This window comes from Rhodococcus sp. LB1 (assembly GCF_001583455.1).
In the GTDB taxonomy this organism is placed as follows: domain Bacteria; phylum Actinomycetota; class Actinomycetes; order Mycobacteriales; family Mycobacteriaceae; genus Rhodococcus_F; species Rhodococcus_F opacus.
Window position 1 is genome coordinate 1 of the sequence record NZ_LTCZ01000167.1, and the last position, 19,399, is coordinate 19,399.

19 protein-coding genes and 1 riboswitch are annotated in these 19,399 nt (G+C 69.1%); of the genes, 7 read left to right on the forward strand and 12 right to left on the reverse strand.

Translation table 11 applies throughout. From position 1 onward, the window contains the following. Positions 1–57: 57 nt before the first annotated feature. Entirely contained in the window at positions 58–1,482 is a 1,425-nt protein-coding gene (locus AZG88_RS22515; protein ID WP_025433010.1) for a short-chain fatty acyl-CoA regulator family protein, read from the reverse strand. A gap of 169 nt (positions 1,483–1,651) precedes the next feature. On the opposite strand from AZG88_RS22515, the gene prpD reads away from it, so the two are divergent. The 3 genes from prpD to AZG88_RS22530 are packed head-to-tail and all read left to right on the forward strand — an operon-like array spanning position 1,652 to position 5,189. Then, a complete protein-coding gene (gene prpD, locus AZG88_RS22520) occupies positions 1,652–3,157 on the forward strand; it encodes a 2-methylcitrate dehydratase PrpD (RefSeq protein ID WP_061699155.1) in 1,506 nt (501 codons plus the stop codon). Then, a complete protein-coding gene (gene prpB, locus AZG88_RS22525; RefSeq protein WP_061699157.1) occupies positions 3,154–4,071 on the forward strand; it encodes a methylisocitrate lyase in 918 nt (305 codons plus the stop codon). The genes prpD and prpB overlap by 4 nt, the downstream gene beginning before the upstream one ends. Continuing rightward, positions 4,068–5,189: a bifunctional 2-methylcitrate synthase/citrate synthase gene (locus AZG88_RS22530; protein WP_005252757.1), complete on the forward strand. Its 1,122-nt coding sequence runs from the start codon at positions 4,068–4,070 to the stop codon at positions 5,187–5,189. Before prpB ends, AZG88_RS22530 begins: the two co-directional genes overlap by 4 nt. A 51-nt stretch (positions 5,190–5,240) precedes the next feature. On the opposite strand, the gene AZG88_RS55070 is transcribed toward AZG88_RS22530, so the two are convergent. The 4 genes from AZG88_RS55070 to AZG88_RS22545 form a co-directional block, all read right to left on the reverse strand. Continuing rightward, complete coding sequence (locus AZG88_RS55070; RefSeq protein ID WP_257014906.1) at positions 5,241–5,375, reverse strand: hypothetical protein; 135 nt, start codon at positions 5,373–5,375, stop codon at positions 5,241–5,243. 95 nt (positions 5,376–5,470) lie between these two features. Continuing rightward, entirely contained in the window at positions 5,471–6,835 is a 1,365-nt protein-coding gene (locus AZG88_RS22535; RefSeq protein WP_025433008.1) for a T3SS (YopN, CesT) and YbjN peptide-binding chaperone 1, read from the reverse strand. Between the two features lie 70 nt (positions 6,836–6,905). Next, the gene (locus AZG88_RS22540; RefSeq protein WP_005252761.1) at positions 6,906–7,571 is read right to left on the reverse strand and encodes an ESX secretion-associated protein EspG; all 666 of its coding nucleotides are present in this window, start codon (positions 7,569–7,571) and stop codon (positions 6,906–6,908) included. 14 nt (positions 7,572–7,585) lie between these two features. After that, complete coding sequence (locus AZG88_RS22545) at positions 7,586–8,503, reverse strand: PPE domain-containing protein (RefSeq protein WP_061699159.1); 918 nt, start codon at positions 8,501–8,503, stop codon at positions 7,586–7,588. A 122-nt stretch (positions 8,504–8,625) separates the two neighbouring features. Here AZG88_RS22545 and AZG88_RS22550 point away from each other — a divergent pair, with 122 nt between their 5' ends. Further along, entirely contained in the window at positions 8,626–9,837 is a 1,212-nt protein-coding gene (locus AZG88_RS22550) for an MFS transporter (RefSeq protein ID WP_061699162.1), read from the forward strand. Between the two features lie 6 nt (positions 9,838–9,843). On the opposite strand, the gene AZG88_RS22555 is transcribed toward AZG88_RS22550, so the two are convergent. After that, positions 9,844–10,401 (reverse strand): hypothetical protein, encoded by a 558-nt coding sequence (locus AZG88_RS22555; RefSeq protein WP_061699165.1) that lies wholly within the window; start codon positions 10,399–10,401, stop codon positions 9,844–9,846. Between the two features lie 289 nt (positions 10,402–10,690). Here AZG88_RS22555 and AZG88_RS22560 point away from each other — a divergent pair, with 289 nt between their 5' ends. Then, entirely contained in the window at positions 10,691–12,268 is a 1,578-nt protein-coding gene (locus AZG88_RS22560; protein WP_061040797.1) for an FAD-binding protein, read from the forward strand. Beyond that, positions 12,265–12,597, forward strand: a complete 333-nt coding sequence (locus tag AZG88_RS22565) for a 4Fe-4S dicluster domain-containing protein (RefSeq protein ID WP_005252771.1) — start codon at positions 12,265–12,267, stop codon at positions 12,595–12,597. Before AZG88_RS22560 ends, AZG88_RS22565 begins: the two co-directional genes overlap by 4 nt. 21 nt (positions 12,598–12,618) lie before the next feature. Here the strand turns inward: AZG88_RS22565 and AZG88_RS22570 are convergent, their stop codons facing one another. Continuing rightward, positions 12,619–13,608, reverse strand: coding sequence for an alpha/beta hydrolase (locus AZG88_RS22570; protein ID WP_025433006.1), 990 nt, complete (start codon positions 13,606–13,608; stop codon positions 12,619–12,621). Positions 13,609–13,786: 178 nt separating this feature from the next. Between AZG88_RS22570 and AZG88_RS22575 the strand changes: the two genes are divergently transcribed. Beyond that, positions 13,787–15,148, forward strand: coding sequence for a WS/DGAT/MGAT family O-acyltransferase (locus AZG88_RS22575; protein ID WP_061044488.1), 1,362 nt, complete (start codon positions 13,787–13,789; stop codon positions 15,146–15,148). 13 nt (positions 15,149–15,161) lie between these two features. Here AZG88_RS22575 and AZG88_RS22580 read toward each other — a convergent pair whose 3' ends face one another. The 5 genes from AZG88_RS22580 to AZG88_RS22600 form a co-directional block, all read right to left on the reverse strand. Then, on the reverse strand, positions 15,162–15,974 hold the full coding sequence (locus AZG88_RS22580) for an ABC transporter ATP-binding protein (protein WP_061699167.1): 813 nt from the start codon (positions 15,972–15,974) through the stop codon (positions 15,162–15,164). Further along, positions 15,967–16,788 (reverse strand): ABC transporter permease, encoded by an 822-nt coding sequence (locus tag AZG88_RS22585; RefSeq protein WP_061044482.1) that lies wholly within the window; start codon positions 16,786–16,788, stop codon positions 15,967–15,969. The genes AZG88_RS22580 and AZG88_RS22585 overlap by 8 nt, the downstream gene beginning before the upstream one ends. Next, on the reverse strand, positions 16,766–17,806 hold the full coding sequence (locus tag AZG88_RS22590; protein WP_061699169.1) for an ABC transporter substrate-binding protein: 1,041 nt from the start codon (positions 17,804–17,806) through the stop codon (positions 16,766–16,768). The genes AZG88_RS22585 and AZG88_RS22590 overlap by 23 nt, the downstream gene beginning before the upstream one ends. Then, entirely contained in the window at positions 17,791–18,513 is a 723-nt protein-coding gene (locus tag AZG88_RS22595; RefSeq protein WP_005252780.1) for a TenA family protein, read from the reverse strand. The genes AZG88_RS22590 and AZG88_RS22595 overlap by 16 nt, the downstream gene beginning before the upstream one ends. Next, a riboswitch (TPP riboswitch) is annotated at positions 18,507–18,602 on the reverse strand. It overlaps the preceding gene by 7 nt. 57 nt (positions 18,603–18,659) lie before the next feature. Next, positions 18,660–19,337: an NUDIX hydrolase gene (locus AZG88_RS22600; RefSeq protein WP_061699172.1), complete on the reverse strand. Its 678-nt coding sequence runs from the start codon at positions 19,335–19,337 to the stop codon at positions 18,660–18,662. Between the last annotated feature and the right edge of the window lie 62 nt (positions 19,338–19,399).

Consider the following 19,399-nt stretch of genomic DNA (forward strand, 5'->3'; position numbering starts at 1 on the left):
TTGGGAGACATGCCCTAGGGTCCCTGGACTCGTCAACCACTCACGGGCGCGGAGCGCCTACCGGCCCTGCGGATACGGGAGATGGCCGCTGCTGTCCTCGTTGACGAGTACGGCCCGGCCCAGTTGCGGGAAGGCCCGTTGCGCGCACGCGGGCCGATCGCACACCTTGCAGCCCGCGCCGATCGGGACGACCGTGCTCGGGTCGTCCGTCTGGATGCCGCGCGAATAGACCAGCCGATCGGCGTACCCGAGGTCGCAGCCGAGGCCGATCGCGAAATTGCGTTCCGGGGCGAGGTAACCGAGACCGCCGGTGTGGGTGGTTCGCGCGATCCACAGGTAGGCGCGCCCGTCGGGCATCTTCGACACCTGCGTGAGGATCCTCCCGGGATTCGCGAACGCCTCGTGGACCACCCACAGCGGGCAGCTGCCGCCCACCCGGGAGAAGTGGAACGCGGTGGCGGACTGACGCTTCGAGATGTTCCCGGCGCGGTCGGTGCGGACGAAGAAGAACGGCACGCCGCGCTGACCCGGCCGTTGCAGCGTCGACAGCCGATGACAGATCGTCTCGAACCCCACCTCGAACTTCAGGCTCAGCAGGTCGATGTCGTAGCGGAGCGATTCGGCGGCACCCAGGAACAGCGTGTACGGCAGGATCAGCGCCCCGGCGAAGTAGTGAGCCAACCCGATTCGCGCCAGCGCGGCGGATTCGGCGGTCAGCGACTCGTCCTCCGCGACGATCGCGTCGATCGTCTCCGACTGCGTGAAGAACGCAACCTGCATCGCGATCTGGAATGCGCGCTGACCGGCGGTGAGTCGACGGGCCAGCGTCAGCGTGCCTGCCTCGGCGTCGTACAGCCGCTTGGGGCCCAGTTGATCCGGTTCGTCGGTGCGGATGCGCACCGTCACTCCGTGCCGGTCGCGGAGGATGCGGGCCAACTGGAGGTCGAGCGCGCCGATCGACAGCCCGTTGCCCAGGAACATCTCCTCGGCGGCGTCGTCGAGGAGGCCGATATGGTTGCGCCGATCGTAGAAGAAGTCCCGCACCTCCTCGTAGGGCATCGGCACGTGCGCCGGATCCGGCGTCGCGTCCCCGGAAAGCTGCGCCGAGAACTGGTCGAGCTGATCGGTGGTCGCCCGCAACCGGCGATGCAGTAGCACGAGCGTGCGCCCCACGGCGGGCATCCGGGCCACGAGCTCGTCGATCTCCGCCAGCGACACCTCGCCGGACTCCGGCGTGTCCACCAGCGCCTCGTGCACGTCCGCGACCAGACGGGCATCGGTGTCGGAGGCGAAGAACTGGACGTCGAGATCGAACACCTCGTTGAGCTTGAGCAGGACCGGCACCGTGAGCGGCCGCTGGTCGTTCTCGAGCTGATTGACGTAGCTCGGCGACAGCCCGAGTCTCTTCGCGAGAGCCAGTTGCGACAGCCGGCGTTCCTCTCGGAGGCGCCGCAGCCGGGGTCCGGCGTACATCTTCTTCATGCGTCCCACTCCTCCCTCGCCGCGCCCACAGACCGTACCCAATGAGGATTCGCAGCATTCGCAACTTTGCCGGGTTCGATACGCACGAATAGGCCTCTGCAAGGCCTTTCTCGACCCCGAGGCCTCTGCGTAGCGTGCGAAAGGAACGACGAGGACCACGGAGGAAACGATGAAGACACATCTCGTACGCACGCGACGCTCGGCGGAGGAGTTTCCCAGGAACGAACACCTTGCCTGGAAGATCGCGGAGGTGGCCACCGACCCCGTCGAGGTGTCCGGAGCGACGGCGGAGATGATCGTCAACCGGATCATCGACAACGCCGCCGTCGCCGCGGCCGCCCTGACCCGCCGCCCGGTGTCCAACGCCCGGGCGCAGGCCCAGTCGCATCCGTACCGGCACGGATCGACTGTGTTCGGCGTCGGCGGAACCTACTCGCCCGAGTGGGCGGCCTGGGCCAACGGCGTGGCGGTGCGGGAACTGGACTTCCATGACACGTTCCTCGCCGCTGAGTACTCGCACCCCGGTGACAACATTCCGCCGATCCTCGCGGTCGCCCAGCACGCCGGACTCGGCGGACGCGACCTGATCCGCGGCCTCGCCACCGGCTACGAGGTCCAGATCGACCTGGTGCGCGCAATCTCCCTGCACGAGCACAAGATCGACCACGTCGCGCATCTCGGCCCGTCGGCGGCGGCCGGGATCGGCACCGCTCTCGGTCTCGACCCGGAGACGGTGTATCAGGCGATCGGCCAGGCCCTGCACTTGACGACGGCGACGCGGCAGTCGCGCAAGGGCGAGATCTCCAGTTGGAAGGCGTACGCTCCGGCGCTCGCCGGCAAGGTGGCCGTCGAGTCCGTGGATCGGGCGATGCGGGGCGAGGGGTCTCCGTCGCCGATCTGGGAGGGCGAGGACGGTGTCATCGCATGGCTGCTCGGCGGACCGGACAACGAATACCACGTTCCGCTGCCCGGCCCGGGCGAGGACAAGCGTGCGATCCTCGACAGCTACACCAAGGAACACTCGGCCGAGTACCAGAGTCAGGCGCCCATCGACCTCGCGCGCCGGATGCGGGAGCGGATCGGGGATCTGTCGCAGATCGCGTCGATCGTGCTGCACACCAGCCATCACACACACGTCGTGATCGGCACCGGTTCGAACGACCCGCAGAAGTTCGACCCCACCGCCTCCCGCGAGACGCTCGACCACTCGGTGATGTACATCTTCGCCGTCGCGTTGCAGGACGGAACGTGGCACCACGAGCGCTCCTACGCCCCCGAGCGGGCGCAGCGCCCTGACACGATCGAACTGTGGAACAAGATCTCCACGGCCGAGGATCCGGAGTGGACGCGTCGCTACCACTCGACCGATCCGGACGAGAAGGCGTTCGGCGCCCGCGCCGAGATCACGCTGAAGAGCGGGGAGGTTCTCGTCGACGAACTCGCCGTCGCCGACGCGCATCCGCTCGGTGCCCGGCCGTTCGCCCGCGACCAGTACGTCGCCAAGTTCCGGACCCTCGCCGACGGCGTGGTCGCGCCGGCCGAGCAGGACCGCTTCCTCGACGCCGCCTACCGTGCCGCCGACCTGTTGCCCGGTGAGCTGGACCAGTTGACGTTCACCGTCACCGGCGATGTCCTCGCGCGGGCACCGAAGCTGCCGAAGGGACTGTTCCGATGAGCGGGCTGATCGCCGCGGCCACGTCGGCGGCGGACAAGCGGGCAGCGTTCCGGGCCGGGCTCGAGTCGGGGACGCTGCAGCGCCTGCCCGGAGCCTTCAACCCGTTGGTGGCCAAGTTGATCCAGGAGATCGGCTTCGAGGGCGTGTACGTCTCGGGCGCCGCCGTCTCCGCGGATCTCGCCCTGCCGGACATCGGGCTGACCACCCTGACCGAGGTGGCGGAGCGGGGGCAGCAGATCGCCCGCGTCACCGACCTGCCGGTGCTGATCGACGCCGACACCGGGTTCGGGGAACCGATGAGTGCGGCGCGCACCGTCACCGTCCTCGAGGACGCCGGTATCGCCGGATGCCACCTCGAGGACCAGGTGAACCCGAAACGCTGCGGCCACCTCGACGGCAAGGCGGTGGTGCCGACGGACGAGATGGTGCGGCGGATCCGGGCGGCGGCCTCGGCGCGGCGCGATCCGAACTTCGTGATCTGCGCCCGCACCGACGCCCGCGGGATCGAGGGACTCGACGCGGCGATCGACCGGGCCAAGGCGTACGTCGACGCCGGCGCCGATCTCGTGTTCACCGAGGCTCTCGCCGACGAGTCGGAGTTCGAGAAGTTTCGCGCGGGAATCGCCGTCCCGTTGCTCGCGAACATGACGGAATTCGGTAAATCCGAGCTGATCTCAGCGAGGACGCTGCAGGACCTCGGGTACAACGCGGTGATCTACCCGGTGACCACGCTGCGGCTCGCGATGTACGCGGCCGAGGCCGGGCTTCGGCAGATCGCCGAGGAGGGGACGCAAGCGGGACTGCTCGATCGGATGCAGCACCGCAGCCGGCTCTACGAACTGCTCGACTACGAGCGCTACAACGAATTCGACAGCGGCATCTTCAATTTCCGGATCGAGGGGAGTGGGTCATGACCGAAGCAATTCCCACCATCTACAAGGGGCTGGCCGGTGTCGTCGTCGACACGACCGCCATCTCCAAGGTGGTGCCGGAGACCAATTCGCTGACCTATCGCGGCTACGCGGTGCAGGATCTGGCGGCGCACTGCAGCTTCGAGGAGGTGGCGTACCTGCTCTGGTACGGCGAACTCCCCAACCCTGCGCAACGGGAACTGCTGTGTCAGCGTGAGCGGGCGGCACGCCGGGCCGATCGCTCCCTGCTGTCGCTGCTGGCGAAGATGCCCGACAACTGCCACCCCATGGACGTGGTGCGCACGGCGATCAGTTACGTCGGCGCGGAAGACCCGGCGGAGGACGACAATTCGCCGTCCGAGAACCTCGCGAAGGCGCTGCGCATGACGGCGGTGCTGCCCACGATCGTGGCCGCCGACTTCCGGCGCAGGCGTGGGCAGGATCCGATCGCACCGCACTCGCACCTGGGGTTCGCGGAGAACTTCCTGAACATGTGCTTCGGGGACGTGCCCGATCCGGCCGTCGTCACGGCGTTCGAGGTGTCGCTGATCCTGTATGCGGAGCACAGTTTCAACGCGTCCACGTTCGCGGCCCGCGTGGTGACGTCGACACTGTCCGACATCTACAGTGCGGTCACCGCGGCGATCGGGGCGTTGAAGGGCCCGCTGCACGGCGGCGCCAACGAGGCCGTCATGCACGACATGCTCGAGATCGGCGATCCGGACCGCGCCGAGGAGTGGCTGCTGGGCAAACTCGCCGCCAAGGAGAAGGTGATGGGTTTCGGTCACCGGGTCTACAAGAAAGGTGACTCGCGGGTGCCGACGATGAAGGCGGCACTGCTCGACATCGCCGCCCACACCGGCGGTGAGAAGTGGGTGCGGATGTACGACATCCTGGAGAAGACGATGGCCGGCGCCACCGGGATCGCGCCGAATCTCGACTTCCCGACCGGTCCGGCGTACTACCTGATGGGATTCGACGTGGAAATGTTCACGCCGATGTTCGTGATGAGCCGGATCACCGGGTGGACCGCCCACATCATCGAGCAGGGCGCGTCGAACAGTTTGATTCGCCCGCTCAGCGAGTACTCGGGCGTCCCCCAGCGCTCCGTCGTCGCCTGACGGCGTGTGCGCCTTTGTGGTTGCTGCTGCTACCAGAAAGGCGCACGGGCGCTAGCGCTTCTTGACGTGCGAGACGATTTCCGGATCGCTCTGTCCGTTCGCCTTCATCTTCTTGTCGGCGCGCTTCTCCTTCAGCGACTTACCGGATTTCTTCGACATGGAATTGCGGGGCGATTTGTCAGCCATGGACCATCCCTGAATGCGGAACCTGGACGGCTCCGATAGTGCTGACAGTACGCCACATCCCGGGAAACCCGGACCGATCGTCGAAAGGGCGGCATCTAGGACGACGGATCGTCGAACAGGGTCTGCTCCTCGGGGTTGGTGAACAGCCCCATCTGCTCGGCCCGCGGCTTGGTGTCGGGAGCGCTCGTCGCCGGTGGCAGCACGACGGTCCGGAGCGCGTGGCGCAGGGTGCCGACGATGCGCTCCCACTGGTCCGCCGACGCATCGTCGGTCTCACGCAACCGGGACACCCAGGCGGTGCCGGTGTCCAGGAGCACGAGGATCCGGTCGCGGTCGTGACCGCAGACGTCGGCGACGACAGCCGGATCGGTGTCGCCTCCGGGCCCGGGATCGAGATGGAACAGCGTCTGGAGTTCCTTCGGCAGGTCGGTCGACGACATCCGGTTCTCGGCGCGAGGTGCCGCGTCCGCCTCCGGTTCGGGTTCCGCGTCCGGGCCGGAGTCGCGGTGGAAGAACAGTTCGCCACCGAATCGGGACGCGAACTCGTTGTCGACGGTGCGCAGGAAATCGGAGAACGCCTTGCAGCTGTCCGTGAGGTGCTGCGGGACGAACGGGTTGCCCGACACTTCCAGGAACGCCGACAACCGGTCGTCGACCAGCACGAACTTGATCCGTGACCACGTGCGGTTGAGGTCGGCGGTGACCTCGGCCGCCCGGGTGCGGTCGCTGATGTCATGCACGAGCGGCGCGAACAGTTGCACGTCGACGGAGTCGGCGAGCGGGCCGACGAACAGGATGGTGTTGCCCATCCGGATCGGGACGTCGCCGTCCGGGTCGCGTTCGGGCAGCAGCCCGAGCATCGGCACCAACGCGAGCGTGATCAGTTCGTGGAGATGCTCGACGTCGCGGGGGACCACGGCGGCCGCGGGGTCGAGCTGCGCGACCAGCGGCGGTCGCACCGCAATCGGGTCGAACGTGGCCTCGGGATCTGTACTGGACGTCTCGGTGCTCAGGAACGCGGGATGCGTGATTCCCCAGACGTCGCGGAACGCGGCGACGGCCATCGCGGCCAGTTGATCCGACCACGACTGCTTCTTGTCGACGTAGAACGCGGGGGAGCCGTCGTCGGGTTCGTCGTCCGGGCCGCGGGTCGGACGGTTCCAGCCCAGCTCGGTGAGGTACGTCTGCTCGGCCTCGGTCAGTGCGCGGTCGGGGTGCAGGTAATGGTTCGACGGCACCTCGCAGCGCACCGTGTCACCGTCCCACACGACGAACTGGATACACGGCATCAGCCCCTGGGATTCGTCGAGCTCCTCGAATCCCGATTCGAGCACCAGAAGGTCCTCGTCCTGCATCGCTGCCAGATAGTCCGCGAGGCGCCGCTGGAACTCCGCCCAGTCGCGGTTCACGCTCGAATCCAGATCGAAGTCCTGCATGTCTGCTCCGTCCGGGTCGGCCACAAGTCACCTACTTCCGCTCTATACGGTAGCGGCGATCGCCGAGACCGCAGCGCAGGAGGGGGCGGCGGGCTCAGACGGGGTGACCGGCCGCGATCCGTCCGGTCAGCCGGGTGACGGCGTCCAGGAGGTCCCACGCCGTGCCGGGTTCGACCGCCACGGCGGTATCGCCCCACACGAGGTACCGGCCGTCGCCCTCGATGTCGCGCCACGCCAGACCGCCGACGGGGCGCGGTGAGTGCCGCGAGCCGCGGATGACGGTGACGACCCCCTGGCTCGTCGACGGCCTGTCGAGGATCCGGGCCGCCCGTGCGCTCCCGGCCGGTGCAAGCGGGACCACGACGCCCGCAGCCGTGCCCGCGTCGGTGTCGGGGAGCTGAGCGATCAGCTGCCGGCCGACGTCGTACGGTTCGCAGCCCCGGATCACCACTTCGGCGCCCGGATGCTGCACCGCCGCGATCCCGTGCCCGCGAGCGAGGGCTCCCGTCATGCGGATCGGGGTACCGCCGTCCGCACCTGCCGAACCGGAGATCTCGATCCGGAGGTCGGGTTCGGCGAGCACCAGCAGCGCCGAATCGAGGGGGTCGTGTTCGGGTCCGGAGAAGGCGGACCGGATCCCGCGCTGCTCCGCCTCGTACTCGTCGGCGGTGGCCAGCGTGCTCGTGACCTTGAACGGATACGGAATGCGGTCCTGGCCGGTCCGGGCCCACAACGCCGAGAACTGCGGACCGCTCAACACCCAGTGCCCCACGACTATTCGCCGATCACCGCGGGCGTGACAAGAGGCAGTTTCCCGACGAGTTCACTTCCCTCGTCGATGCTTTCGAGGTACGTCGGGGGTTCCTCCTCGTCTTCCCGCGCGGGTGGCAGGGCCGGACCGCTGGGCCGCTCGAGGGTGGTCGTTCGGTGAGAGGACACGATGCTGCGCGCGTACTGCGCGACCCCGCCGCCGACGGCCCCGGCCAGCGCCGCACCCGCGATCGAACCGGGCGCAGCCTGTGCGGTAGCCGGCGAGTCCTCGAGCAGCACCTCGCCGCTCCTGCGGTGCTCACTGCGCGGGACGGAATCGGATTCGGGGTCGGCCACCTGCTGGTCGCTGGGTATGCCGTGCACCCCATTCGGTCCGATGTCGAAGCCCACCGGCTGACCGTGGGCCGTTGCCGCGGCGTGGGTCGCGGCGAGGCCCGCAGCCGGGAGTTGTTCGTCCGCAACCCGATACGCCGACGCGTAGAGGGTGTCCATGGCGGCCTTCGCGTTCTGTTCCGCGGCGTCGGCGTCGGCTTCCGCGGTCCAGTTGCCGGGCAGCACCCGGGTCCAGTCGGTCGGGTGGTCGCCGGGCCGACCCACAGCGCCGCGCACCGCTTCCGCTCCGGTGGTCGCGTGCCGCAACGCATCCGCCACATCGGTGAATCGGCTGCCGACCTGCCCGGCGCGGGCGGCGTAGTCGTCGAGTGCCGCCGCCACCGCGGTCGCGGCCGGACCACGCCAGCCGGTGTCGACGGCGGCGCGGGTCGCGTCGTGGAACGCAGTGACCGACTCCAGGAATCGCCGTCCGAGGTCGTCCCAGGCCGCGGCGACCGCACCGGACTCGGCGGGCGTCAGCGCGTCGACCGCACTCCTGATGGCGCGGTGATCCCACTCGCCCGACCGAAAATTCTCCCCGCCATTCATCCCGACCTCCGATGCTGGACACTCACGGTCCCGGAGTGGACCCCCCAATCCGGCGGGAAGCCACCTTACCGACTCCTGTACATGACTTGTCACCGCTCCCGATCTCGGAAAGGCTCGGATCCATGCCGTCGTTCTCGCCCGCACTGTCCGGAACGCGCACCCGGCGGTCGTCCGTCCTCGCGGTCGGGGCCACGTCGTTCGCGTTTCTCGTCACGATGATGGGAACGACACTGCCCACCCCGCTCTACTCCATCTATGCGCAGGAACTGGCGTTCAGCGCCCTCACCGTCACCATCCTGTTCGCCGTGTACGCGGTCGGGGTCGTGGTCGCGCTCGCCCTGTTCGGGCGGCTGTCCGACGACGTCGGTCGGCGCCCGGTGCTGTTCGTCGCGGTCGCCCTCGCCGCGGTCAGTGCCGTGCTGTTCCTGCTGCCGTCGACTCTTCCGCTGTTCGTGGTGGCCCGCGTGATCTCCGGACTGTCCGCGGGTCTCATGACCGGCACGGGCACCGCCGCGGTGATCGACCTGTTCCCACCCGAGCGCAAGGCGGTCGGCGGAATGCTCGCGGTCGCGGTGAACACCGGCGGCCTCGGATTGGGCACGCTCAGCGCAGGGGTGATCGCCGACGTCACATCGAGTCCGCTGACCATTCCCTACGTGGTGAACCTCGTGCTCGCCGTCCTGGCGGGCACCGGGCTGTGGATCTTCGCAGTCGCACCGGCCACCAGTCCGACGTGGCGGATCCGACCCCGCCGACTGCAGGTTCCCTCCTCGATCCGCCGCGCGTTCGTCACCGCCGTGCTCGCAGCCGGAACAGCGTTCGCGGTGACCGGCGTGCTCACCGCCGTGTCGGCGTTGTTCCTGACGGAATATCTGGGGTCGACCAGCCACACGAAGGCCGGCCTCGTCGTGTTCCTGACCTTCCTGTTCATGGCCGTCGGGCAGCTCCTGGCCCGTCGGCTGTCGACGGCCACCGCGATGCTCGTCGGGTGCCTCGCGTTGATCCCCGCCGCCGCGCTGCTGGCGCTCGCGCTGGCGTACACCGTCCTCGAGCCGCTGCTCGCGTCCGCGGTGGTGCTCGGCGTCGCCGGGGGCCTGTGCCTCAATGCGTCGCTCGCTACCACCGTCGAACGGGTCGAACAGCAGTTCCGCGGCGGAGTGTCCTCGGCGTTCTTCGCGGGGATCTACGTGATGCTGGCCGTCCCCGCGGTCGGTGTGGGTGTGCTCGCACGCGTCACCGACCTTCGCACGGCCGGGATCGTCTTCAGTGGCCTGGTCGCCGCGCTGGGGGCCGGGGTGGCCGTGGCCCAGTTGGTGGCGCGCAGACGGGCCTGAGCGGCGTCAGCCCCGCGGTCTGGTGGTGACGGGCGGGATGGTGATCACCGGACGCGTCGTCGTGGTGGTGGTGGTGACCGGCGGCAGCGTCGGCTCCGCGGGTGCCGCCGTCGGCGGGGCCGCGATCCGGGGCACGGTCTGCTCGGTCGTCGTGACGACGGGAGGCCGGGTGACGGGTGTGGTGACCGGCGCCAGGCTGATCGTCGGGGGAGGCGGCGCGACCGTGGTCCTGACGGGTGGCGGCGGGGGCAGGGCGGGGGTCGTCGAAGGCGCGGGCGGCGGCGCGGTGGTCACCGGCGCCGGTTCGGTCGTGAGCGTGACGGCCCGCGGGGTGGTGAGGTCGGCCATCTGCCAGGTGGGGGTCGGCGGGACGAACACCTGGAAGGTGGCCGGTGCGGCGCTGTACGGCCCGGCGGCCTGCAGGCCCTCCGACGTCAGCGGTGGCGGCACGACGTCCGGCCCGCGGTTGCCGAACGCGCCGCCCGCGGCACCGATCATCAGGCCGGAGACCGCCGACACGGTGGCAATCGCGAGTGCCCCGATCGCTACAGTCCTGTCGTCCATGTGCTACCCGTCCTCGGCGTGCAAATGCGTCCACCATAGAGGGCGGTGCCGCCTGCTGCCGCATGTGTCCGGAAGGCGAGTCGTCCGGGCGGGTTCGCTGGATGGTTGCCGGGGTTCGGCGCACGCTGACGAGAACTCTTGTTCGGGCGAGCCGGTCAGCCGACGATCGAGCGGTGTCCATACCGCTCCGACCGGGGGTAACGATGTCTCTGCTCGACTGGTTGTTCCGCCGCCCGCTGTCCGAACGAACCGGGGCGGCCGTCGCCGCGTCGGCGATGCTGTTCGCTTCGTGAGCCGGCTCGAGATCGACGCCGACGTCCTCGTCCTCGGCGGCGGACCCGCCGGAACGTGGGCGGCACTGGCGGCGGCCCGGGAGGGCGCGCGGGTCGTCCTCGCCGACAAGGGCTACTGCGGCACCAGCGGCCCCACCGCGTCGGGCGGCAACAACCTGTGGAACGTCCCGCCCGGTCCTGCACGCGAACGGTCGGTGCAGGCCCGCTTCGAGGACGGCGGCAGGCTGTCCGAGCCGGCCTGGATGTACCGGGTGCTCGAGGAGACCCACCAGCGGGTGGACGAGCTGGCGGGCGCCGGCTACCGGTTTCCGTCCGGCGACGACGGCCGGGAGGTGCGTACCAGCCTGCAGGGGCCGGAGTACATGCGCCGGATGCGCAGGCGTGTGCATCGCGCCGGGGGCACCATCCTCGACCACAGCCCCGCCCTGGAACTGCTCACCACCGGTGACGGCATCGTGTCCGGTGCCGCGGGTCTGCAACGGCAGAACGGATACGCCCCGTGGTCGGTGCGTGCCGGGGCAGTGGTCGTGGCGACCGGCGGCTGCGCATTCCTGTCGGGAAGCTTCGGAACGAACGTCGACACCGGCGACGGACTCCTGATGGCGGCCGAGGTCGGGGCGTCGTTCTCGGGCATGGAATTTTCGACGGCCTACGCGCTGGCACCGGCGTGGAGTGGGCACACCAAGGGTTTGATGATGCAGTTCGCCACGTACTACGACGCGGATGGCCGGACTCTCGGGGACGGCGGTTTCTCCGCACGCGGCGCCGCGATGGCGCACCTCGCCGCCGGCCGCCCCGTGTTCGCGCGACTGGACCGGGCCAGGCCCGACATTCGCGCGGCCATGCGGACGTCGCAACCGAATTACTTTCTGCCGCTGGACAAGGCGGGCATCGACCCGTTCACGCAGAAGTATCCCGTGCGGGCCGTGCTGGAGGGCACGGTGCGCGGAACCGGAGGCATCCGGGTCGCCGGCACCGACTGCGCCAGTGACGTTCCCGGCCTGTTCGTGGCGGGCGACGCTGCCACCCGCGAACTCGTCACCGGAGGTCGCAGCGGCGGCGGCAGCCACAACGGGGCGTGGGCGATCTCCTCGGGGACGTGGGCCGGCGCGGGCGCAGCCCGGTTCGCTCGGAAGCGTCCCGTCCCCGACGGGGTGCGCGGCGCGGGCGCGGCGGGACTGCGCGGACCGTCGGCCCGCCGGCAGGCGTCGCGCTCCATCGTCGGACTCGTGCAGGAGCACACCCTGCCGCTGCGCCGCAGCTACCGGCGCAGCGCGACGAGCCTGCAGGACAGCGTGACCGCGCTCGACGAGGCGTGGTCGGGTGCCGCCGATCTGCTCGGCGGCTCCGAACGGGAGCTGCTGCAGGCGCGTTCGGCCGCCGCGATGCTCGCCGTCGCGCGGTGGGCGACGCACTCCGCCCTGGCGCGGACCGAGACCCGGGGGATGCACGTGCGCACCGACCTGCCGGACACCGATCCGGCGCAGACCCGTCGACTGCTGTCGGGCGGGCTGGGCGAGGTGTGGGTGCGGCCGGAACGCGGCACCGCCGAGGCACGGACGGTCGCGTCGTGATCGAGGTCGTCGTCGCCGACCGCTGCGTGCAGTGCGACATCTGCATCAAGGTCTGCCCGACGGACGTCTTCCGCCGCGGCGCGGACGGGGTTCCCGTCGTCGCGCACCAGGAGGACTGTCAGACGTGCTTCATGTGTGAGGCGAACTGTCCGACCGACGCGCTGTACGTCGCGCCGTTCGACACCCCGGTTCCCGAGGACTCGACGCACACCGACGCCGAGGGTTTGGCGGAGTCCGGGGCGCTGGGCGCCTACCGCGCCGTGATCGGGTGGGGTGGTCGTCGCACGCCGGGTTCCACGCTCGACCGGAACCACCTCTTCACCCCGTGAGTATTTGTCAACGCCCGGCGGTTAAGAAGTACTCACGGGTGTGGCCTTGCGGATGAACCGGCCGATCTCGCGGATGGCGCGGGTGCCCTCGGGGAGCAGCCCGGCGGCGGCCTGGAAGACGTGCACCTGCCGTTCCCACACCTGCAGTTCGCACGGCACACCCGCCTGGGACAGCCGCTCGGACATCAGTTCCGCGTCGACGTAGACCATTTCCTGCGAGCCGGTCTGGATCAGCGCCGGCGGCATGGAGGCGAGGGAGCCGTCCACGGGTGACGTGGACGGCTCGTGCCCGCCCCTGGTGTCCAGTCTTTCGATCAGCCTGGACAGGGCACCGACCGCGCGTTTGGGGAAGACAGCGCAGAGGTCGGCGTTGGGATGGGCCAGCTTGTTCACCGGGTCGAGGTCGGTCAGCGGCGACAGCGCGACGTCGGCGGCGGGACGCGGCAACCCCTGGCGCAGGGCTTCGAGGGTCACCATGAACGTCAGGAATCCGCCTGCCGAGTCGCCGGCGATGACGATGCGGTCGGCGGTGTACCCGTGCGAGAGCAGCCACCGGTACCCGTCGACGCCGTCCTCGACGGCCGCCCGGATGGGGTTCCGCGGGATCATCCGGTACGCGACGTTCAGCGTCGACGCCTTCGACTCCGCCGAGATCCGGGACACCATCTGGCGGTGGGAGTTGATCCCGCAGCACAGGAACGCCCCGCCATGGAGGTAGAGGATGGCCCGGTCGCCGAGCTCACCCGGAGGCCGGATCCATTCGGCGCGGCAGTGCGGCAGCCGGATGGGCCTGCGCACGGTTCCGCGGATGGGACCGAGCGAGTACCCGAACAGGTCGACGACTCCCGTGGGCCACGGCAGTTCGGGGTAGCGCGCCCACCCGTCGAGGAACGGCCGGACCGTGCGACGGAGTGTGTGGGCCAGGGCCGTCGATTGGAGGCTGGTTCCGGCGAACTCCCGCCGCGTCACCGGGAGGGGTGACGGGCAGAATTCGTAAGTCGCAGTGCTCATTGCCTGCCTCCGTTCCGGCCTCGGTGCCCATCGACGTGCTGCCTTTAGGTATTCCACCTCTTTGCGCCGTACGGTCTACATCGAAGTTGGTCGCACGGACGCTACGCCCGACGTAGCATCCAGGCGGAAGTCGTAATGGGATAGTGACCGAGCGGGGGTGAACGTCCAGGTGGGGATCATGCCGGTTACCGATTCGATATTCCTTCTCGGCGAATCGCGAGAGCATCCGATGCACGTGGGATCGCTCGAATTGTTCACACCGCCGGAGGATGCCGGCCCCGACTACGTGAAGTCGATGCACGAAACTCTGCTGAAGCACACGGACGTCGACCCCACTTTCCGCAAGAAGCCAGCGGGCCCTGTCGGCAGTCTCGGGAATCTGTGGTGGGCCGACGAGTCGGACGTCGATCTCGAATACCACGTGCGTCATTCGGCCCTGCCGGCCCCGTACCGGGTCCGGGAACTGCTGACGCTGACGTCCCGGTTGCACGGCACGCTCCTGGACCGTCATCGCCCGCTGTGGGAGATGTATCTGATCGAGGGGCTCAGCGACGGCCGGTTCGCGATCTACACCAAGCTGCACCATTCGCTGATGGACGGGGTCTCCGGTTTGCGGCTGCTGATGCGGACGCTGTCGACCGACCCGGACGTGCGCGACGCACCGCCGCCGTGGAACCTGCCGCGCAGGGCGTCGGCCAATGGTGCCGCCCCCGCTCCCGACCTCTGGTCGGTGGTGAACGGGGTCCGTCGCACGGTCGGTGAGGTGGCCGGTCTCGCGCCGGCGTCGCTGCGCATCGCCCGCACCGCGATGGGGCAGCACGACATGAGGTTTCCGTACGAGGCGCCTCGCACCATGCTGAACGTCCCGATCGGGGGCGCGCGCCGGTTCGCCGCGCAGTCGTGGCCGCTCGAACGGGTCCACGCCGTGCGGAAGGCAGCCGGGGTCAGTGTCAACGACGTCGTGATGGCCATGTGTGCCGGGGCGTTGCGAGGTTACCTCGAGGAACAGAACGCGCTACCGGACGAGCCGTTGATCGCGATGGTTCCGGTGTCCCTGCGCGACGAGCAGAAGGCCGACGCCGGCGGCAACGCGGTCGGGGTCACGTTGTGCAACCTGGCGACCGACGTCGACGACCCGGCCGAGCGTCTGACGGCGATCTCCGCCTCCATGTCCCAGGGGAAGGAACTGTTCGGCAGCCTCACCTCGATGCAGGCGCTGGCGTGGTCCGCGTTCAACATGTCGCCGATCGCCCTGACGCCCGTGCCGGGGTTCGTCCGCTTCACGCCGCCACCGTTCAACGTGATCATCTCCAACGTCCCGGGACCGCGGAAGACCATGTACTGGAACGGGTCCCGGCTGGACGGCATCTACCCGACGTCGGTGGTGCTGGACGGGCAGGCGCTCAACATCACACTCACCACGAACGGCGGCAACCTCGATTTCGGTGTCATCGGGTGCCGCCGCTCGGTGCCGAGCCTGCAACGCATCCTCTTCTATCTCGAGACGGCTCTGGGCGAACTCGAGGCGGCATTGCTCTGAGAGGCCGGGTATTTCAGCGCCGGGCCGACTCCTGCTCGACGAGTGCCCGCCGCGACTCCTCGTGGAGCACCCCGAGCAGTTCGTGTTCGACGTCCGCGAACTCGGGCGACGTCATCATCGACAATTCGCGGGGACGCGGCAGGCCCACCGTCACCTCGCGCCGGACGGTGGCGGGTCGCGCGGACAGCACGACCACCCGGTCCGACAGGTAGACGGCCTCCCGGATGTCGTGGGTGATCATCAGCACGGTCCACCGGTAGCGCTGCCAGACGTCCTGCAACCAGGTCTGCATCTCGGTGCGGGTCAACGAATCCAGGGCGCCGAACGGCTCGTCGAGCAGCAGCACCGGACGGTCCTGGACGACGGTCCGTAGCATCGCGGCCCGCTGTCGCATCCCGCCGGACAGTTGGCTGGGGCGAGCGTCCTCGAACCCGCCGAGACCGAACACGGAGAACAGTTCCCGGGCCTTGTCCCGCGCCTGCTTCCGGGGCACGCCCTGCACCTCGAGTCCGAGGGTGGTGTTGTCGAGGACGGTGCGCCACGGGAACAGCAGATCCTTCTGCGGCATGTACGCGCATTTCGCGGGGCCACTCCCCGCGGGACGCACCGGTTCGCCGCCGATCGTGACGGTGCCGGCGTCGGGTTGGTCGAGACCGGCGAGCATGGAGAACGCGGTGCTCTTCCCGCACCCGCTCGGGCCGATCACCGACACGAACTCACCCGGTTCGACGCTGAACGAGACGTCGTCGAGGACGGGCCGGATGCCGCCGCGGACCGGGAACCCCTTGCTCAGACCGGACAGTGCGACGCGCGCGGTGTCACTCATGCCGGGCCCTTTCGTTCTTGATCCACGGGGCGACGACGCGCTCGACCGCGAAGGTGAGCAGGTAGAGGCTGACGCTGATCACGGCGGTCACGAGCACCGCCGCCAGCACGAGGTCGGTGCGGAAGGAGTTCTTCTGCGTCGCCATGTAGATGCCGAGACCGGACGTGGCCCCGACGTATTCGGCGAACACGGCACCCACCACGGCGTACGTGATGCCGATGCGCAGGGCGGTGAAGAACCGGGGGATCGCCGACGGAAGCCGCACGTAGCGGAATTCCTGCCACCGTGAGGCGCCCATGCTGCGCAACAACGCGCCCGCCTCCCGGTCGGCCGCGGCGAAACCCTCGATCAGACCGATCGTCATCGGGAAGAACGTGGCGAGGGCGATCACGAGAATCTTCGGCAGCAGACCGAATCCGAACCAGATGATCATCAGCGGCGCGATCGCGATGATCGGCAGTGTCTGCGACACGACGAACAGCGGAACGAACGCGCGTCGCAGCCACGGCGAGAAGTCCACGAGCACGGCGAGGGCCCACGCGAAGAGCAGGGAGACGGCGAACCCGATCAGTGTCACCTGCAGTGTCGCGGAGGCGTGACCGGAGATGGCGTCCCGCGCCCGCCAGCCCTGTTGGACCACCCGCAGCGGCGACGGCAGCACCTGCGGCCGGATACCACTGACCGTCACGTACACCTGCCATGCGACGACCAGCAGTGCCACGACCACGACCGCGGGCAGCACCCGCCGCAGCAGCGGGGACGTGCCCGGGGCCGTGGTGCGGAGACTCGGGTCAGGGCTGAGCGAGGTACTCATTGGTGAAATACGTCGACCAGTCGGGTTCCGTGGTCAGCGGTGCCCCGTCGGGGCCGGTGAGCAGGCCGTGCTTGAACAGGAAACCGGAGTAACCCGCCCACTGCTCGGCCGTCTGCGTCCCGACCTTTCCGGAACTGTCCTTCATGTACTCGGAGGACAGCATCTGCTGGCTCTCTCGCACGAGGGACTCGTCCGTGAAGGCGCCGGGGTTGGCGTCGATCAGTATCTGTGCGGCCTCGTCCGGCCGGTCGGCGGCGAACTGGTATCCGCGCTGCAGGGCCTGGACGAACTTGCGGGCCTGCTCGGGATGGTCGGCCATCCATTGCTCGTTGCCCTCGATGACGAGCGCGTACGCATCCGGGAAGCCGTAGTCGGTGTAGTGGAAGTAGCGCATCGGGGTGCCCTGGTGCTCGGCCTCGATGCCCTCCCAGCCGAAGAACGAGACGGTGAAGTCGGCGGTGCCGGAGTACACGGCCTCGTACGCCGAGGTGCCGAGCGTGACGGTGGTGAATTCGCCTTTGCCGCCGTCGTTCCGGATGATCTGCTTCAGCGTCTCCTCGCCGTCCGGGTCCGCGAACCCGGCGTAGATCTTGCCGTCCAGATCCCGGGGGCGGGTGATGTCGGCGCGATCCGCCTTCACCGCGATGCCCGTCGCCCAGTGCTGCAGCGGAGCCATCACCGACGTGGTCTGTGCGCCCGCGGCCTTCGAGAACGTCGCAGAACCCTGGAAGCTCACCCCGAACTCCGCGTTGCCGGCGTCGACCAGGGTGTCGGGCGAGGTGTCGTTGTAGGGCAGCACCTGCACGTCGAGTCCGGCGTCCGCGAACCAGCCTTCCTGCTGGGCGACGAACAGACCGGTGTGGTTGGTGTTCGGTGTCCAGTCGAGTGCGAACCGGATGGTGTCGCCGGACTGCGAGTCACCGGCGCAACCGGTGAGCAGTGACAGGGCGGAAACCAGGACGACGGCTGCGGTGGCAGCGCGTTTGGTACGAGAGAAGAGTGTCACGACGCCGGCCATTCCTGCTTGTTGAGAGCGGTGTCCCAGAACATGAGTTCGTAGCGGCTGGCGATCACGAACGCCTCCGCCATCGCCTCACGCTGGGCATCGGTCGAGGCCTCGGCCGCGGCGTCCACTAGTTCGCGGGCCGTCGCGACGGCGGCGTGGAACTCCTCCGCGTCGTACGTGGTCACCCACTGTGCGTAGGGGTGCGACGGGTCGGCGGAGAGCACCTCACGGGCGCTCGCCGCGAGCCGGTGCCCGACGTCGGCGTAGATCCAGAAGCACGGCAGTACCGCGGCCGCAGCCACCGCGTACGGCTCGGTGGCGGCGACGGCCGTCAGGTACGAGATGTACCCGAGGCAGGCCGGCGAATGCTGCGGCTCCACGTCCGACTCGGGGAGTCGTCCGCTGGTCAGCAGATTCTGGTGCAGCGTCGCCTCGACCGTGGCGGCCTCGGCGGCCGAGCCCGCCCAGAACCCGGCCTCGACCGGGCCCGGCGCGTGCGCGGCGACCAGCGAGAGGGCCTTCGCGTACCCGGTCAGGTACAGGAAATCCTGCTCGATGTACGTGCGGAACACGTCCAGCGGCAGCGTTCCGTCGCCGAGGCGGCGCAGGAACTCGAGTTCGTCGATCGCCTCGCGCAGCACCTTGGTCCGGTCCCACAAGTGGTCCGTGAATCGGGCGTGCTGGCCGGCGCCGGCAGCATCTTGGACAGAGCTATTCACAACGTTGACATCCCTTCGTCAGCATTACCTGAGCAGGTTCCCGGGTGTGTTCTCAGCCCCGCCCGTGCGGAGCACCCCGTGTCAGAACAAGCCGACCCTAGCACCGGCCGTGCCGCGGGCGGTAAGGCCCGGGTCGGTCGAGGGGCTCAGCCGGCGAGGAACGCGGCCGCGGCCGGCGGGAGAGGCGCGGGTCCGCGCCTGTAGATCTCCGCGGGCCGGCCGGTCCCGACGACGGCCATGTCGCCGGTGTTCTCGAGGGCCGGCATCATGTGCCGCCGGAACGAGTCCTTCGGCAGGGAGCGTCCGAACACCACCTCGTACACCCGGCGGAGTTCGAGCACCGTGAACGTGTCGCCGGCCAGGCCGGACGGGTCGACGGCCCGCGCGTTTCGCTCTCGCAGGTCGGCGACGGCGAGGGCGACGACGTCCGCGTGGTCGAACGCCAGATCCTGCGTCACCCGGTCGTCGTCGACGGTGATCAACATCGTGTCGCGGGGGAGCGCCGTACGGGGCAGCGCGGCGCCGTGCGTCATCGACAGCACCCACCCGCGATCGTCGCGGCCGGGATCGTCGAGCATCGCCAGCTGATGGAATTCGGTGCCCGTCAGGGCGGCCGTGATGCGCAGGCACCGCTCGGCGGCGTCCTGCAGTCGTTCACCCTCGTGGAGGAAGGTGCCGGGGAGTGCGAGACTGCCCGAACCGTGTGGAACCGCAAGTACTTTCAGTTCCGTTCCCTCGACGGTGAGGACGGCGACGTCGACCGCCACGGAGGGGCGCGGATAGTCGAGGAGGCTCTTGCCGTCGGAATCGGTCCATGCGGCCACGCAGGAATGTTAGCGCACGGTTGATCTATATCGCGTTCGATCGGTCCTGCCTGCTCATCGTT